Origin of the sequence: Mycobacterium sp. 134, from assembly GCF_048282715.1 — a bacterium.
GTDB classification, from domain to species: Bacteria; Actinomycetota; Actinomycetes; order Mycobacteriales; family Mycobacteriaceae; genus Mycobacterium; species Mycobacterium septicum.
Genome location: NZ_JBLVUN010000008.1, coordinates 5,205,413 through 5,221,890, shown reverse-complemented (window position 1 = coordinate 5,221,890; position 16,478 = coordinate 5,205,413). Strand labels below are relative to the sequence as shown.

The window sequence follows — 16,478 nt, the reverse complement described above, 5'->3', positions numbered from 1 at the left end:
CTGATGGATCTGCGGGTTCCCACGGTCAACATCGCCGGGCGGTGGGACCGCAGTGGGCTGGGAGCGTTCGTCTCCGATGCCGCGTTCGAGCATTTCCTGGGCGCCTACCGGGCGGGGATGGCGGCCTTGCCGCCGTTCGAACTGTTCGACGTGCCAACTTCATTCGGGAACGTGCGGGCCTACCGATTCGCAGGGCCAGGGGATGGCACCCCGGTCGTCCTGCTGCCAGGCCGTAACGCGTCGACGCCGATGTATGAAACCAACCTCGGGCCGTTGCTGGAACGCCGCACCGTCTACGGCATCGACCTGCTCGGCGAGGCTGGTCTGTCGGTGCAGCACAAGGTGATTCGCGGTGCGCCGGACCAGGCGCAGTGGCTGGACGAGACCCTGGCCGGTCTGAGCCTCGACAAGGCGCACCTGCTCGGGGTGTCGATGGGCGGGTGGACCGCCGCCAACGGTGCGGTGCACCGGCCCGGCCGGATCGCGTCGCTCACCCTGCTCGACCCTGTGTTCACCTTCACCGGCATTCCCGTCAAGGCGATCCTGGCCTCGGTGGCGATGCTCGCACCGGGCGTACCCGAGAACTGGCGGCTTCGGGTGATGAGCTGGATATCCGGCGGGGCCGACATGGACTCCGCCGCCATGGAAGCCGCGCTGATCGACGCGGGGGCAAAGGATTTCACGCTGCGCACGCCGATGCCGAAACTCTTCAGCGATGAACAGCTTCGGGGGCTCGACGTGCCGCTGCTGGCGTTGATCGCGGGCCGCAGTGTCATGCTCAACCCGGCGCACGCTGTCACGCGGGCGCGAGAGCTGTTGGCGCGTGGTGAGATCGAGCTCTGGCCGGACGCATCTCACGCCATCAACGGCGAATACCCGGACGAGATTGCGCAACGAGCGGGCCAGTTCTGGGACGGCCTTCAGGTGCGGATCACCGATGGCCCCAGCGCTTCATAGCGCTGTGCTTCCTCCGCAGGCAACTCGGTGCCGGTGACGATCGACTCGAAATCGGAGACGTGCGCGAACCGGCAGAAACTCGTCTCCCCGAACTTGGAATGCGCCGCCACCAGCACGCACCGTTGGGTGACCTTGACCGCTGTCTGCTTCACCGCTGCCACCGCGGGATCCGGTGTGGTGAGGCCATGTTCGACCGTGATCCCGTTGGTGCCAAGGAACGCGATGTCGATCACCAGGCTGTTCAGTCGCTCCACCGCCCACTGGTCGACGGTGGCCAGGGTGCGCCCTCGCATACGCCCACCGATCATCAGCACGGTGACGGTCTCGCTGTGTGCCAGCGCCTCGGCGGCCAGCAGCGATGATGTCACCACTGTCAGTTCCTCATCGGCGAGCTGTTCGGCGATCAGCCGTGGCGTGAAACCCTCGTCCAGGTAGACGGTTTCGGCGCCGTGCAACAGGTGTGCCGCCGCGGCGGCGATGCGGTGCTTCTGGGCCAGGTCCACCTGGCTGCGGTATTCGACGGTGGATTCGAACGCCGCGGTCTCCAGTGGGATCGCTCCGCCGTGTACCCGTTTGAGCAGTCGTCTCCCGGCCAGTGCCTTGAGGTCGCGGCGGATGGTCTCGGCCGCGACGTCGAGTTCCTCGGCCAGCGTCAGCACGTCGACGCGGCCCCGGCTGCGCGCGAACTCGACGATGCGACTCTGGCGGGTATCTGAATCCACGCTTGCCATTCTGGGGCACCCGGGTGCGGCGTCGGCTACTTGCTGTCGGAAAGCACCGCGCGCACGTCTTCGGCGCTGGTCGCCGCCCGCAGCCGGGCCACCTCGTCCTTGTCGAGGAACACGTGCGCGATCTTGGTCAGCAATGCCATGTGGTCGTTGCCCAGGCCGGCGATGCCGACGACGAACTCGGCGGGCTTGCCGTTCCAGTCGATCGGTTCGGGGTAGCGCACGAAGGAGATCCCGGTGCGGCGGATCGCGGTCTTGGCCTCGTTGGTGCCGTGCGGGATGGCCAGACCGTTGCCCATGTAGGTCGACACCGACTTCTCCCGCTCGTGCATCGCATCCACGTAGGCCGGGTCGACGGCGTCCGCGGCAACCAACAGGGCACCGGCCTCGTCGATGGCGGCGTCCGCCGAGGTGGCGGTGCCGGCCAGCACGATCGAATCCAGCGGCAGCACGTCGTTCTCGGTGCTTTGGGGCTTTTCCTCGGCAACGGCACTGCCAGCCGAGTTCGTGTTCCGCAGCATCTCGACGATCTCGTCGTAGCGGGGTGAACTCATGAAGTCCTCCACCGAGACATGGACGGCCGAACCGGTTTTCAGGCGGGCCCGGTCGGTCAGGTCGCGGTGGGTGACCACCAGGTCGTAGGTGTCGGTGAGATTGGCGATCGATTGGTTGGTCACGGCGATGTCGCCGAATCCGGCGGAACGGATCTTCTTGCGCAGCACCGATGCTCCCATCGCCGAGGATCCCATACCGGCGTCACAGGCGAACACGATGCTGCGCACCGGACCCCCCGGCGCACCGACCAGGGCGGAGGCGACACTGGACTTCTTGCCCTTGAGCGCCTCCATCTCGGCGGTCGCCGCGGCGAGATCGGGGTCGGCATCGGCCCGGTCGGTCTTGAGCAGCAGTGCGGCGACGGCGAACGAGACGGCGGTGGCCCCGAGCACGGACAAGGTCACACCGAGGAAGCTGCCGCTGGCAGTCTGCGCGTAGATCGCGATGATCGAGCCGGGTGCGGCCGGGGCGCGCAGGCCGGAACCGAACAGCACGTTGATGAAGACGCCGGTCATGCCGCCGAGGATGGTGGCGGCGATCAGCTTGGGCTTCATCAACACGTACGGGAAGTAGATCTCGTGGATACCGCCGAAGAACTGGATGATCGCGGCGCCTGGCGCCGAGGCGCGGGCGGCGCCGCGGCCGAACACCATGAACGCCAACAGGACTCCCAGGCCGGGACCGGGATTGGTCTCGAGCAGGAACAGAATGGACTTGCCGGTGTCCAGTGCCTGGGTGGTGCCCAGCGGGGTCAGCACGCCGTGGTTGATGGCGTTGTTGAGGAACAGCACCTTCGCCGGTTCGATGAGCACTGAGGTCAGGGGCAGCAGGTCATTGTTGACCAGGAAATCCACCGCGTGTCCGGCGGCACGGGTGAACGAGGACACGATCGGTCCGATACCGAAGAAGCCGAAGATGGCCAGCAGCATGCCCAGGATGCCCGCGGAGAAGTTGTCGACGAGCATCTCGAAACCGGGCCGGATCTTGCCCTCCCACAGCGCGTCTGCCTTCTTCATCGCCCAGCCGCCGAGTGGCCCCATGATCATCGCGCCCATGAACATCGGGACATCGGCGCCGGCGACCACCCCCATGGTGGCGATCGCGCCGACGACGGCGCCGCGGTTGCCGTGGATCATCCGGCCACCCGTGTATCCGATCAGGACGGGCAGCAGGTAGGTGATCATCGGGCCGACGATTCCGGCGCCGTCATAGCTGCCCCAGCCGCCGATCCTGGCCACCCAGCCGTCGGGGTCCCTGAGCCCGGAGAAGATGGCCTGCAGCCAGCCCTGCTCGATGAACAGGGCCGTGATCAGGCCCCAGGCGATGAAGGCGCCGATGTTCGGCATCACCATGTTCGACAGTGAGGTGCCCAGCTTCTGCACGTGCACCCGAACCCCGGTGCGTGGCGCTTCGACAGTGGACATCTGACGACCTCCGATCTCGCCGGCTGCTGGGTGACGCCGGTCACATGCCCACCCAGTACACCGCACAAGTGGGCATCAGTGCAAGCAATCGGGCTTAAATGGGCACAACGAAATGTGGTTTTGTGACCGGATTGGCGTTAGGGTGCTGATACCAACCCGGTGACCTAGTCCCTGTGAGTCGAGAGGACCGCCATGAAAGCCCTGCGCTACTACGCCCCAGAGGACGTCCGCCTGGAGGATGTGCCGGAGCCGCAGTGCGGCCCCGACGAGGTGAAGATCCGAGTGCGCAACTGTTCCACCTGCGGCACCGACGTCAAGATCCTGCACAACGGGCACCAGAACCTGACCCCACCGCGCACCATCGGCCATGAGATCGCCGGTGACATCGTCGAGGTGGGTGCCGACGTGAATTCCTCCTACGGCACCGATTGGGCCGAGGGCGACCGAGTTCAGGTGATCGCGGCGGTCCCGTGCGGAGAGTGTCATGAGTGCCGCAAGGGCTGGATGGCCGTGTGTCAGAACCAGACCTCGATGGGCTACCAGTACGACGGCGGGTTCGCCGAGTACATGATCGTTCCGCGTCAGGTGCTCAAAGTCGATGGGCTGAACCGGATTCCGGACAACGTCGGCTACGACGAGGCGTCGGCGGCCGAACCGTTCGCGTGCGCGATCAACGCGCAGGATCTGCTCGGTATCGAGGAGGGCGACACCGTCGTGGTGTTCGGTGCCGGCCCCATCGGTTGCATGCACATCCGCATCGCGCGCGGTGTACACAACTGCGGCCCGGTCTATCTCGTCGACGTGAACGCCAGTCGGCTCAAGATCTCTGCCGACGCCGTGCACCCCGATGAGGTGATCAACGCGGCGGAGGTCGACGTCGTCGAGAAGGTGATGGAACTGACCGGCGGCCGCGGCGCCGACGTCGTCATCACCGCCACGGCGGCCAACGTCACCCAGGAACAGGCCATCGCCATGGCGGCCCGGAACGGGCGCATCTCTTTCTTCGGCGGACTGCCCAAGACCAACCCGACCATCACATGCGATTCGAATGTGGTGCACTACCGGCAGTTGCACATCCACGGTGCCAACGGCTCCGCACCGGAGCACAACAAGCGTGCGCTGCAGTACATCTCGACCGGTCAGGTGCCGGTGAAGGACCTCATCACGCGCCATATCCCGCTCGACGATGTGCTCGACGCGTTCTCGATCGTGCAGAACGGTGAGGCCATCAAGGTGACGGTCGAGCCTGCCGCCGCCACAGCCTCGGTCTGACGGCGCGGTCCGTCGCCCAGACCCAAAGCCAGCCCGCAGGCGATCAGGCCGATGCCGGCCCAGACCGCCGTGCCGGGAATCGCTCCGGTGACGGGTATGCCGATCACGGCGGCCGCCACCGGCGCCACTCCCGTGAGCAGGCCGGCCCGCCCGGCGCCCAGTGTGCGCACGCAGGTGTACCAGAGGACGAACGCGACGGCGGTGACGCAGACGGTCAGGTAGCCGATCGCCGCAATCTCGCCGGTGTCGAGATTGCTTGCTGCTCTCCACCCTTCGGTGCTCAGCCCGAGCACGCCGAATATCGCGGCGGCCATCCAGGTGGTGTGCACCGATACTCCGGCCGCACCATGTGAGGACAGCACCGGCACCGCCAGCAGCGTGAAGCCGGCCTCGCAGCCGAAAACGACCACTGCCCAGAGCAGTCCGATGGCGTCGGCGCGGCCCAGTCCCTCGACGATGACCGCCCCGGCGCTGACCACGACGGCCGCGGCAAGCACGCGCCTCCGCGGCCGGCGACCTTCCAGCAGCGGTCCCATCGTCGCCAGTGCCAACGGCACGCACGCCACCGCGACTGCCAGGACCGCGGGCTCGGCATGGCGCGATCCGTATACGAGGGCCACGTTGAACAACACCAGACCGGTGACGGTGACGCCCAGCAGCCAGAGCCACTCCGTGCCGTGCGGGCGACGCAGGGGCCGGCCGGTCAATCGGACCCACGCGAGCAGCAGCACGCACGCGACGGCGTAGCGCAGTGCCTGCGCGGTGTGCAGTGGTGCGTCGGTGAGCGCACCCGAGACGGCCACGCTGCCGCCGACGAACGTCATGCCGAGTGCGCCGGACAGACCGGCACGGGTGGGGCTGGACATGCTCCCAGGCTGGCGCCAATATGGTCCAACAAGTAGATCCAAGTTTGGACATCTGTCATGGACCAAATCGCGGGCGCGGACTTTCTGCAGCTCGACCCGGCGACCGCCCCGGCGCGCGGACTCACCGACTGGCTCGCGGATGCGCTGCGCACCGCGATCGCAGACGGGAGGCTCACCCCGGGCACCCGCTTTCCGCCGACCCGGGCGCTGGCCGGCGAACTCGCCGTATCCCGCGGGGTGGTCGTCGAGGCCTACCGGCGCCTTGCCGACGAGGGCCTGGTCAGCGGGCACGCGGGAGGGGGCACCCACGTTCTCGCGCAGCCGGTCCGACAGCCTCGCGCGGCGCCGCTGGGGTCGCTGGTGGCACGTCTGCCGCGCCCCCGACTGCCGGTTGGTGAAGGCATCGACCTCTCGCCGGGTGTGCCCGACCTGTCGGCATTTCCGCGCAGCACCTGGTTGCGCGCCGAACGCGCGGTGCTGGCCGAGGCCTCGTCCGAAGACCTCGGCTACGGAGATCCCCGGGGACATCCGCGGTTGCGGGCGGCCCTCGCGCCATGGCTCGGCCGGACCCGCGGACTGCGCATCGTTCCTGACGACATCTTGGTGGTCGCCGGCGTCGCGCAAGCCGTCGCATTACTTGCCCAGCAGTTGCGCGGCGAAGGGCTCGAGACGATCGCGGTCGAGGATCCTGGCTCGCGTGGGGCCGTCGACGAACTCGAGCACTGGGGTCTGCGCCCGCTGCCTGTCCCCGTCGACGACGACGGCATCCTCGTCACCGACCTGGCCGCCACCGGCGCACCCACGGTCTTCTTGACCCCGGCGCATCAGTTCCCGACGGGCGTGGTGCTCGGCCCGCACCGGCGCCGGGAGCTGCTCGAGTGGGACGGGGAGCTGATCATCGAAGACGACTACGACGCCGAATATCGCTATGACCGGGCACCGGTTCCAGCCATGCACGCTTCGGCGCCCGATCGCATCGCCTATGCCGGGAGCACCTCGAAGAGCCTGGCGCCCGCGCTGCGGCTGGGTTGGGTGGTTGCGCCCTCGCGACGTCATCCCGAGCTCGTCGCGGCCAAGCATGCCACCGACCTCGGCAGCCCGACCCTGCCGCAGCTGGTGCTCGCCCGGTTGCTGGAATCGGGCGAGTACGACCGGCATGTCCGACTGATGCGCACGCGGCACCGCGCCCGTCGCGACGCCCTGCTGGACGTGTTGTCGGTCGCGATGCCCGCGGCGAAGGTGAGCGGAGTTGCCGCCGGCCTGCACCTGCTCGTCACGCTGCCCGGGGACGTCGACGATGCCGCGCTGGCCGACGATCTGCGTGCAGCCGGTGTCCTCGTGCATCCCGTGTCGTGGCACCGGCGGCTACCCGGACCACCCGGCCTGGTCCTCGGGTACGCATCGCATCCACCCGACCGGTTGCGCGAAGCCGCAGCCACCATCGCGCGGATCGCGCGAAAGTGACGCAGTGGTCGTTCCCGCGCGTCGGCAGCAGCCATAGCGTCACTTTCGGTGACGTGCCGAGCAAACACACGTAACCTGTTGGCGCGCGGCAAAGTCGAACACATCTCGAGTAGAACGGGAGCTGATGCGGTACTACTACTCGGCCGATGCGATCCGTGCCGCCGAGGCCCCACTGCTGGCATCGCTGCCCGACGGTGTGCTGATGAGCCGTGCCGCCTATGGGCTGGCGACGGCGATCGCCACCGAACTGAAGCTGCGTACCGGTGGCGTTGCGGGGCGGCGCATCTGTGCGGTGGTGGGCTCCGGTGACAACGGCGGGGACGCCCTGTGGGCGGCGACGTTCCTGCGCCGCCGCGGAGCGGCCGCCGACGCCGTCCTGCTCAATCCGGACAAGACTCACGCCAAGGGCCTGGCCGCCTTCCGCCGCGCCGGAGGCCGCGTGGTGTCCGGAATCGCCGCAGCAACCGATCTGGTGATCGACGGTGTCGTCGGTATCTCCGGGCGCGGCCCGCTGCGTCCCAACGCCGCGGCGGTATTCGAGGCCAACACCGCACCCGTCGTCGCCGTCGACATCCCCAGCGGCCTCGACGTGCAGACCGGGGCCGCCGACGGCCCGCATGTGCGTGCCGCCCTGACTGTCACGTTCGGCGGTCTGAAACCTGTACACGCACTGGGCGAATGCGGTCGCGTCGAGCTCATCGACATCGGCCTGGACCTGACACCCAGCGACCTGGCCCGGTTCGAGGTGGCCGATGTCCGGGCACACTGGCCGATCCCGGGCCCGCACGACGACAAGTACACCCAAGGAGTGACGGGTGTGCTGTCCGGTTCGGCGACCTATCCCGGGGCGGCGGTGTTGAGCACCGGAGCCGCGGTGGCCGCCACCTCCGGCATGGTCCGGTATGCGGGAAGTGCTGGATCGCAGGTGCTTTCGCACTGGCCCGAGGTGATCGCCGCGCCCAGCCCGCAGGAGGCCGGCCGGGTCCAGGCCTGGGTGGTAGGGCCCGGACTGGGCACCGACGACACGGCGAAGGCTGAACTGCGGTTCGCGCTCGAATCCGATCTGCCGGTGATCGTCGACGCCGACGCTCTCACGCTGCTGGCCGCCGACCCCGGGCTGCTTGGTGGGCGCAGCGCGCCGACCGTGCTCACCCCGCATGCCGGCGAATTCCAGCGGCTGGCCGGTGATCCACCGGGCGCCGACCGCGTCGCCGCCACCCGCGGCCTGGCCGAGCGACTCGGCGCCACCGTGCTGCTCAAAGGCAACGTCACCGTCATCGCCTCGCCCGGGCACACCACCTATCTCAACCCGGCCGGCCAATCCTGGGCTGCCACAGCCGGATCCGGCGATGTGCTGTCCGGGATCATCGGTGCCCTGCTGGCGGCCGGACTGCCCGCCGGGGAAGCCGCTGCCTCGGCAGCCTTCGTCCATGCCCGCGCCGCCAACCTGTCGGCGGCCGATCCCGGTCCCAATCCGGCGCCGACCTCGGCGTCACGCATCCTCGCCCATGTCCGCGCCGCGATCGCCGCGCTGTAGAAGAAAAGGATCTCCATGCCGCACAAGCACCCTCGCACCCCGCACATCTCGCCGGCCTACACCGGCAGGTTGGCGATGTCCCCGGTTCCGTCGCTGCGCCTGCCTGACAAGTCGATGGATCCCGATGCGGCGTACCGCTTCATCCACGACGAGTTGATGCTCGACGGCAGTTCGCGGTTGAACCTCGCCACGTTCGTCACCACGTGGATGGACCCCGAGGCCGAGAAGCTCATGGCCGAGACGTTCGACAAGAACATGATCGACAAGGACGAGTACCCGGCCACCGCCGCGATCGAGGCGCGTTGCGTCAGCATGGTCGCCGACCTGTTCCACGCCGAGGACCTGAGCGACGAGGATTCGTCGGCCGCATGCGGAGTCTCGACCATAGGCTCCAGCGAGGCGGTGATGCTGGGCGGCCTGGCCATGAAATGGCGGTGGCGCGAGAAGGTCGGTAAGGATTGGAAGGGGCGGACCCCCAACCTCGTGATGGGCTCCAACGTCCAGGTGGTGTGGGAGAAGTTCTGCCGTTACTTCGATGTCGAGCCGCGCTACCTCCCGATGGGGGAGGGGCGCTACGTCATCACCCCCGAGCAGGTCCTCGACGCGGTCGACGAGGACACCATCGGCGTCGTCGCGATCCTGGGCACCACCTACACCGGGGAGCTGGAGCCGATCGCCGAGATCTGCGCGGCGCTCGACCAGCTCGCTCAGGACAAGGGCCTGGACATTCCTGTGCACGTCGACGCCGCGAGCGGCGGATTCGTCGTCCCGTTCCTGCACCCAGACCTGGAGTGGGATTTCCGGTTGCCCCGCGTGGTGTCGATCAACGTCAGCGGCCACAAGTACGGGCTGACCTACCCGGGCATCGGGTTCGTGGTGTGGCGCAGCAAGGAGTACCTGCCCGAAGACCTGGTGTTCCGGGTGAACTACCTCGGCGGGGACATGCCGACGTTCACCCTCAACTTCTCGCGGCCCGGCAACCAGGTCGTGGGCCAGTACTACAACTTCCTTCGGCTGGGCCAGGCCGGATACACCCAGGTGATGCAGTGCCTGTCGCAGACAGCGCGCTGGCTGGGGGACGAGCTGCGCGACAGTGAGCACTTCGAGCTGATCACCGACGGTTCGGCCATCCCCGTCGTCAGCTTCCGGCTCAAGGGCAAGCCGGGCTACACCGAGTTCGATGTGTCGGAGGGGTTGCGCTCCTTCGGCTGGCAGGTGCCGGCCTACACCATGCCCGAGGGCGCCACCGACGTCGTGGTGCTGCGGGTCGTCGTGCGCGAGGGGTTCTCGGCCGATCTGGCCCGCGCGCTCAAGGAGGACACGATCACCGTGCTCCAGCGACTCGACAAGCTGAAGCCGAGCGGAGCATTCAACGACCTGCAGCCGTTTGCGCACTAAAAGGGGCCTACCGGTCCGCTGATCTGCCCCGATACCTGGCTCTGGGACAATGGTCGGCGGTGATATGACATGCAGACGACCGAACTCGAGACATCGCTGAACCCGCACGCATCGCCGCAGGCGATGGTGGATCTCGGCGCGATCGACCACAACGTCCGCCTGCTGCGCGAACATGCCGGCGGCGCCCGGGTGATGGCAGTGGTCAAGGCCGACGGCTATGGGCACGGCGCCGTCGAGGTGGGCCGGGCCGCCCTGGCCGCCGGTGCGGCCGAACTCGGGGTGGTGACCATCGCCGAGGCGGTGGCGCTGCGGGCCGGCGGGATCACCGCTCCCGTGCTGTGCTGGCTGCACCCACCGGGCACCGACTTCGCCCCGGCGCTCGAGGCCGATGTGCAGGTCGCGGTGTCCTCGGTGCGCCAGCTCGGCGATGTGGTGGCGGCCGCGCAGCAGACCGGCCGCACCGCGACCGTGACCGTGAAGGTCGACACCGGGCTGAGCCGCAACGGCGTCAGCCCCGCCGATTTCCCAGACGTGATCGCCGCGCTGGGCCGCGCCCAGGCCGGCGGCGCCATCCAGGTGCGCGGCATCATGAGCCACCTGGTGCACGGCGACGAGCCGGACAATCCGTTCAACGACCTGCAGGGCAAGCGGCTCACCACGATGCGCGAGCAGGCCGCCGCCCAGGGCGTGGTGTTCGAGCTCGCCCACCTGTCCAATTCGCCCGCCGCGATGACCCGTCCGGATCTGGCTTTCGACATGGTGCGGCCCGGCCTCGCGGTCTACGGCCTGAGCCCCATCCCCGAGCGTGGTGACATGGGGCTGATTCCCGCCATGACGTTGAAATGCCCTGTCGCGCTGGTGCGTTCGGTGCATGCCGGCGACGGGGTATCCTACGGTCACCGGTGGATCGCCGACCGGGACACCACCCTGGCGCTGCTTCCGGTGGGCTATGCCGACGGCATCTTCCGCTCGTTGAGCGGGAAGATCGAGGTGCTGATCAACGGCAGGCGTCGCCCGGCTGTCGGACGGATCTGTATGGACCAGTTCGTCGTCGACCTCGGGCCGGGCGGCACCGACGTCACCGAAGGTGATGAAGCGATCCTGTTCGGCCCCGGCACCCAGGGCGAACAGACCGCCCAGGATTGGGCCGAATTGCTCGGCACCATCAACTACGAGGTGGTCACCAGCCCGCGCGGGCGGATCGCCCGCACCTATCTGCAGGCAGGTCGCGGGCGTTGAGTCGCAATGCTCAGTGGCTGGCCGGTGCCGCCGGGCTCACCGCTGTGGGCACGGTAGCGGGCAGGTCGGTGGCGCGGTCGCTGACCCGCCGCAGGTCCGGCGAGGATCCTTACCTGGGTGAGGATTTCGAGCGCCTCGATGCCGACCGCAGTTCCGTGGTGACGACCGAGGACGGGGTGCCGCTGGCGGTTCGTGAGGTCGGTCCCAACGACGCACCGCTGACGGTGGTGTTCGCGCACGGCTTCTGTCTGCGCATGGGGGCCTTCTACTTTCAGCGCACCCGGCTGGCCGAACAGTGGGGCCCGCAGGTGCGGATGGTGTTCTACGACCAGCGAGGCCACGGTCAGTCCGGGGCCGCGTCGCCGGACACCTACACCGTCGAGCAACTCGGCCGCGACCTGGAAGCCGTTCTGGCTGTGACGGTTCCGCGTGGGCCCGCGGTGCTGGTCGGCCATTCGATGGGCGGTATGACGGTGCTCTCGCATGCGCGGCAGTTCCCGCACCGCTATCCGAAACAGATCGTCGGTGCCGCGGTGATCTCCTCGGCGGTCGAGGGTGTGGCTCGTTCGCCGTTGGGCGAGATCCTGCGTAACCCGGCGCTGGAGGCGGCGCGGTTCCTGGCCCGCTATGCCCCCGGCGCGGTGCATCGCACCCGCGGTGCGGCCCGGTCGGTGATCGGGCCGGTCCTGCGCGCGGCGTCCTACGGCGACGAGGCGGTCAGCCCCAGCGTGGTCGAGTTCTCCCAGCGGATGATGCACGGCACCTCGATCACCACGCTGGTCGGGTTCCTGCATGCCCTCGAGGTCCACGACGAGGCCGGAGCTCTGCGGGTGCTGGCGAAAGTGCCGACACTGATCGCCTGCGGTGACCGTGACCTGCTCACCCCAATGGAATACTCAAAGGCCATGGCCGCACAGCTACCCCGCTCCGAACTGGTGATCGTCGGGGGAGCGGGTCATCTGGTCCAGCTTGAGGAGCCCGTGGTGATCGACGACGCACTGGTCCGTCTCGTGCAGCGGGCCACCCCCTCCAAACTGGTCACCCTGACCCGCCGGGTCCGCGACCGGGTCCGGTTCCGTGGCTGAACGCACCGCCGGCACGGCCCAGCTGGCCACCACCGAGGACACCATTGCCCTGGGCGCGACGCTGGGCGCCGGCTTGGCGGCCGGTGACGTGGTGGTGTTGTCCGGCCCGTTGGGGGCGGGCAAGACGGTGATGGCCAAGGGCATCGCACAGGCCATGGATGTGGACGGACCGGTGGTCTCGCCGACGTACGTGCTGGCCCGCGTGCATCGCGCCCGCCAGGCCGGCCGTCCGGCGATGGTGCACGTGGACATGTACCGCTTGCTCGACCATCCCGGCGTCGACCTGCTGGGAGAACTCGACGCGCTCGACCTCGACACCGATCTGGACGACGCCGTGGTGGTGGTCGAGTGGGGCGAGGGTCTGGCCGAACGTCTTTCCGAACATCACCTGGACATCCGTATCGAGCGGGACACCGAAACCGAGACGCGCACGGTGATCTGGCAGTGGAGCGCCCCATGATCGTGTTGACCATCGACACCGCGACCCCGGCGGTCAGTGCCGGCGTCGTCCGTCGTGCCGAGGACGGCACGGTCGAAACCCTCGCCGAACGGGTGACGGTGGACGCCCGCGCCCACGCCGAACAGCTCACGCCGAACGTGCTCGGCGCCGTGGCCGATGCCGGGATCACGGTTGCCGACCTCGACGCGGTCGTCGTCGGCTGTGGACCCGGCCCGTTCACCGGGCTGCGGGTGGGGATGGCCAGCGCGGCGGCGTTCGCTCATGCGCTGGGCGTTCCGGTGCACGGGGTGTGCAGCCTGGACGCCATCGGAATCCACACCGACGGCGACGTATTGGTGGTCACCGATGCGCGGCGGCGTGAGGTGTACTGGGCGCACTACCGCGACGGAGTCCGGGTCGACGGGCCCTCCGTCAACGCACCCGCCGATGTGGCGGCCGTGCTGCAGAGCTCGGTCGCCGCGGTGGCCGGTTCGCCCGAGCACGCCGCACTGTTCACCCTGCCCCGGCTGGACGTGGTGTACCCGACGCCCGCGGGCCTGGTGCGCGCCGTCGTCGATTGGGATGACCCGCAGCCGCTGGTGCCGCTGTATCTGCGCCGGCCCGACGCCAAACCGTCTGTGGCAGCACGGAAATGACCGTGTTCGATGCGCTGACCCGCGCGGACGCCGCCCGGTGCGCGGAGCTGGAGGCCAAGCTGTTCGTCGGCGACGACCCGTGGCCGGCCCGGGCGTTCCTGGCCGAACTCGACGCCAAGCACAATCGCTACATCGCGGCTCGCAGCGAGGGCGTGCTGGTCGGCTATGCCGGTATCTCCCGGCTGGGCCGAATGCGCCCGTACGAGTACGAGATCCACACCATTGGTGTGGACCCCGAGTTCCAGGGGCAGGGGATCGGGCGTCGGCTGCTCGACGAACTGCTCGACTTTGCTTCGGGCGGAACGGTTTTCCTGGAAGTTCGTACCGACAACGAACCGGCCATCGCGCTGTACGAGAGCGTCGGATTCGTCAACATCGGCCTGCGCAAGCGGTACTACCGCGTCAGCGGGGCCGACGCCTACACCATGCAACGCCTTCCCCAAGGGGACCCGAAGTGATCATCCTGGCCATCGAAAGTTCTTGTGACGAAACGGGAGTCGGCATCGCCGACCTCGCCGAGGATGGGACCGTTCGGCTGCTCGCCGACGAAGTCGCCTCCAGCGTCGACGAGCACGCCCGGTACGGCGGGGTCGTTCCCGAGATCGCCTCGCGCGCGCACCTGGAGGCACTGGGGCCGACGATGCGCCGGGCCCTGGACACCGCGGGCATCGAGCGGCCCGACGTCGTCGCCGCCACCATCGGACCCGGGCTGGCCGGCGCGCTGCTGGTCGGGGTGGCCGCCGCCAAGGCCTACGCGGCCGGATGGGACGTCCCGTTCTACGGGGTCAACCACCTGGGCGGGCACCTGGCCGCCGACGTGTACGACCACGGGCCGCTGCCCGAGAGTGTCGGTCTGCTGGTCTCGGGCGGGCACACCCATCTGCTGCATGTCCGGTCGCTGGGGGAGCCGATCATCGAGTTGGGCAGCACTGTCGACGACGCCGCCGGTGAGGCCTACGACAAGGTGGCCCGACTGCTGGGGCTCGGCTATCCGGGCGGTCGGGTGCTCGACGAGCTGGCCCGCACCGGTGATCGCGACGCCATCGTGTTCCCGCGCGGGATGACCGGGCCGCGGGACGACCCGTACGTGTTCAGCTTCTCCGGTCTCAAGACCGCGGTGGCCCGCTACGTCGAGGCGCACCCGGAAGCTTCACAGGCCGATGTGGCGGCCGGCTTCCAGGAGGCCGTCGCCGACGTGCTGACCGCCAAGGCCGTGCGGGCGGCCACCGACCTCGGGGTGTCCACCCTGCTGATCGCGGGCGGCGTGGCGGCCAACTCGCGGCTCCGTGAACTCGCCGAGGAACGCTGCACGGCGGCAGGGCTGACCCTGCGGGTGCCGCGGCCGCGGTTGTGCACCGACAACGGCGCGATGATCGCCTCGTTCGCCGCGCACCTGATCGCCGCCGGCGCGGACCCGTCGCCGCTGGATGCTGCCAGCGATCCGGGCCTGCCGGTGGTCAAGGGGCAGGTGGCGTGAGCCAACCGGCCGCCGCGACGGTGCGGCGGTCGGTCGGGTGCTGGCTGGTGGCGGTGGCCGCCGGAGTGGTCGAGACAGCGATTCGGGCGTCGACCGCGCCCGACTACGACATTGCCGTCCAGTTGCCGATCCGAGCCGCGATCTACCTGGCCGCCATCGCCGTCATCGCGCAGCTGTACCACGGCCGGCGATGGGCCCGGATCGTGCTGACCATCGCGCTCGGCGGCCTCGGCCTGCTTTCGTTGCTCATCGAGCCGGTCACATGGTGGGCCGCCGGCCACGCGCCCGGCGAGTTCTTCGCAGCCGCCGATGCGCCGACCCTGACGGTGGCCGTTGTCCGAATCGTGCATATCGGTGCGGTACTGGTGGCGTTGTGGTTTATGTACACGCCAGAGGCCAATGCCTACTTCCGGCGGGCACAGGAGGAGTGAGTGGGATGTACGAGGACAAGCTTGAGGTCACCGAGCTGCTGTACCGCTATGCCGAGCTGATCGACGCCGGCGACTTCGACGGGGTCGGGGGGCTGCTCGGTCGCGGCGTGTTCATGGGGGTGGCAGGAGCGTCGGCGATCGCCAAGCTGTTCGCCTCGACGACGCGTCGGTTCCCCGAGCACGGCAACACCCCACGGACCAGGCATTTGGTGCTCAACCCGATCGTCGCCATCGACGGCGGGCGTGCCACTGCCCGCTCGACGTTCGTGGTCGTGCAGCACGTCCCCGGTGGCCCGGTCACGGTTCCTTTGCAACCGATCGTGGTCGGCCGCTACGCCGACGTGTTCGCCCGTGACGAAAACGGCTGGTATTTCACCGAGCGCAAAGTCGACGTGGAGATGGTCGGGAACGTGTCTGACCACCTCATGATGGATCCGAGCGCATTCAGCCGGTAATCAGAGGCCACCCTTGAGTGCTAGCACTCGCATGTATAGAGTGCTAGGTGGCATGCGGCCTAACCCCAGCGCCGGCACCCGCGACGACGGAGCGAGGGCACGGACGCTTGCCGAACACCTGGTAACCGGCATCTGGGGATCCCCCCGGATCCACACCCCGAAAAGTGGAGGGCTTCCATCGTGGCAGTCAACATCAAGCCACTCGAGGACAAGATCCTCGTTCAGGCCAACGCGGCCGAGACCACGACCGCTTCCGGTCTGGTCATCCCGGACACCGCCAAGGAAAAGCCGCAGGAAGGCACCGTCGTCGCAGTTGGCCCCGGCCGCTGGGATGAGGATGGCGAGAAGCGGATCCCCCTGGACGTTGCCGAGGGCGACACCGTCATCTACAGCAAGTACGGCGGCACCGAGATCAAGTACAACGGCGAGGAGTACCTGATCCTGTCGGCACGCGACGTGCTGGCTGTCGTTGCAAAGTAGTTCCGTAAAGGACCT

The 16,478-nt window shown here is 68.5% G+C and carries 16 protein-coding genes and 1 pseudogene; 14 read left to right on the top strand and 3 right to left on the bottom strand.

What is annotated here, in order from left to right; genetic code table 11:
• Window positions 1-3 precede the first annotated feature (3 nt).
• A complete protein-coding gene (locus tag ACNQVK_RS29755; protein WP_418032393.1) occupies window positions 4-957 on the top strand; it encodes an alpha/beta fold hydrolase in 954 nt (317 codons plus the stop codon).
• Here ACNQVK_RS29755 and ACNQVK_RS29750 read toward each other — a convergent pair.
• Together ACNQVK_RS29750 and ACNQVK_RS29745 are read right to left on the bottom strand one after the other, a co-directional pair.
• Window positions 921-1,679 carry a DeoR/GlpR family DNA-binding transcription regulator gene (locus ACNQVK_RS29750; protein ID WP_211157833.1) on the bottom strand — a complete coding sequence of 253 codons (759 nt, stop codon included), beginning with the start codon at window positions 1,677-1,679 and terminating at the stop codon, window positions 921-923. The genes ACNQVK_RS29755 and ACNQVK_RS29750 overlap by 37 nt on opposite strands.
• Window positions 1,680-1,714: 35 nt before the next feature.
• The gene (locus tag ACNQVK_RS29745; RefSeq protein WP_418032392.1) at window positions 1,715-3,664 is read right to left on the bottom strand and encodes a PTS mannitol transporter subunit IICBA; all 1,950 of its coding nucleotides are present in this window, start codon (window positions 3,662-3,664) and stop codon (window positions 1,715-1,717) included.
• Between the two features lie 192 nt (window positions 3,665-3,856).
• Between ACNQVK_RS29745 and ACNQVK_RS29740 the strand changes: the two genes are divergently transcribed.
• Entirely contained in the window at window positions 3,857-4,936 is a 1,080-nt protein-coding gene (locus ACNQVK_RS29740; RefSeq protein ID WP_418032391.1) for a zinc-dependent dehydrogenase, read from the top strand.
• A 35-nt stretch (window positions 4,937-4,971) separates the two neighbouring features.
• Here ACNQVK_RS29740 and ACNQVK_RS29735 read toward each other — a convergent pair.
• Window positions 4,972-5,760 (bottom strand): annotated as a pseudogene (locus tag ACNQVK_RS29735) (DMT family transporter); the annotation flags it as partial.
• A gap of 99 nt (window positions 5,761-5,859) precedes the next feature.
• Here ACNQVK_RS29735 and ACNQVK_RS29730 point away from each other — a divergent pair.
• The 12 genes from ACNQVK_RS29730 to groES all read left to right on the top strand — a co-directional run bounded on the left by ACNQVK_RS29730 (window position 5,860) and on the right by groES (window position 16,463).
• On the top strand, window positions 5,860-7,266 hold the full coding sequence (locus ACNQVK_RS29730; protein ID WP_418032390.1) for a PLP-dependent aminotransferase family protein: 1,407 nt from the start codon (window positions 5,860-5,862) through the stop codon (window positions 7,264-7,266).
• A gap of 124 nt (window positions 7,267-7,390) precedes the next feature.
• Window positions 7,391-8,803, top strand: coding sequence for an NAD(P)H-hydrate dehydratase (locus ACNQVK_RS29725; protein ID WP_418032389.1), 1,413 nt, complete (start codon window positions 7,391-7,393; stop codon window positions 8,801-8,803).
• 15 nt (window positions 8,804-8,818) lie between these two features.
• Window positions 8,819-10,201: a glutamate decarboxylase gene (locus tag ACNQVK_RS29720; protein ID WP_418032388.1), complete on the top strand. Its 1,383-nt coding sequence runs from the start codon at window positions 8,819-8,821 to the stop codon at window positions 10,199-10,201.
• Between the two features lie 69 nt (window positions 10,202-10,270).
• Window positions 10,271-11,440, top strand: a complete 1,170-nt coding sequence (alr, locus tag ACNQVK_RS29715; RefSeq protein WP_418032387.1) for an alanine racemase — start codon at window positions 10,271-10,273, stop codon at window positions 11,438-11,440.
• The gene (locus tag ACNQVK_RS29710) at window positions 11,437-12,525 is read left to right on the top strand and encodes an alpha/beta fold hydrolase (RefSeq protein WP_418032386.1); all 1,089 of its coding nucleotides are present in this window, start codon (window positions 11,437-11,439) and stop codon (window positions 12,523-12,525) included. Before alr ends, ACNQVK_RS29710 begins: the two co-directional genes overlap by 4 nt.
• Window positions 12,518-12,985: a tRNA (adenosine(37)-N6)-threonylcarbamoyltransferase complex ATPase subunit type 1 TsaE gene (tsaE, locus tag ACNQVK_RS29705; protein ID WP_418032385.1), complete on the top strand. Its 468-nt coding sequence runs from the start codon at window positions 12,518-12,520 to the stop codon at window positions 12,983-12,985. Before ACNQVK_RS29710 ends, tsaE begins: the two co-directional genes overlap by 8 nt.
• Window positions 12,982-13,620, top strand: a complete 639-nt coding sequence (gene tsaB / locus ACNQVK_RS29700; protein WP_418032384.1) for a tRNA (adenosine(37)-N6)-threonylcarbamoyltransferase complex dimerization subunit type 1 TsaB — start codon at window positions 12,982-12,984, stop codon at window positions 13,618-13,620. Before tsaE ends, tsaB begins: the two co-directional genes overlap by 4 nt.
• Window positions 13,617-14,078, top strand: a complete 462-nt coding sequence (gene rimI, locus ACNQVK_RS29695) for a ribosomal protein S18-alanine N-acetyltransferase (RefSeq protein WP_418032383.1) — start codon at window positions 13,617-13,619, stop codon at window positions 14,076-14,078. The genes tsaB and rimI overlap by 4 nt, the downstream gene beginning before the upstream one ends.
• Window positions 14,075-15,097 (top strand): tRNA (adenosine(37)-N6)-threonylcarbamoyltransferase complex transferase subunit TsaD, encoded by a 1,023-nt coding sequence (gene tsaD, locus ACNQVK_RS29690; protein ID WP_418032382.1) that lies wholly within the window; start codon window positions 14,075-14,077, stop codon window positions 15,095-15,097. The genes rimI and tsaD overlap by 4 nt, the downstream gene beginning before the upstream one ends.
• The gene (locus ACNQVK_RS29685; RefSeq protein ID WP_418032381.1) at window positions 15,094-15,528 is read left to right on the top strand and encodes a hypothetical protein; all 435 of its coding nucleotides are present in this window, start codon (window positions 15,094-15,096) and stop codon (window positions 15,526-15,528) included. Before tsaD ends, ACNQVK_RS29685 begins: the two co-directional genes overlap by 4 nt.
• A 5-nt stretch (window positions 15,529-15,533) precedes the next feature.
• Entirely contained in the window at window positions 15,534-15,983 is a 450-nt protein-coding gene (locus ACNQVK_RS29680; protein WP_418032380.1) for a nuclear transport factor 2 family protein, read from the top strand.
• A 177-nt stretch (window positions 15,984-16,160) separates the two neighbouring features.
• Window positions 16,161-16,463, top strand: a complete 303-nt coding sequence (gene groES, locus ACNQVK_RS29675) for a co-chaperone GroES (RefSeq protein ID WP_036390082.1) — start codon at window positions 16,161-16,163, stop codon at window positions 16,461-16,463.
• Window positions 16,464-16,478: the final 15 nt, after the last annotated feature.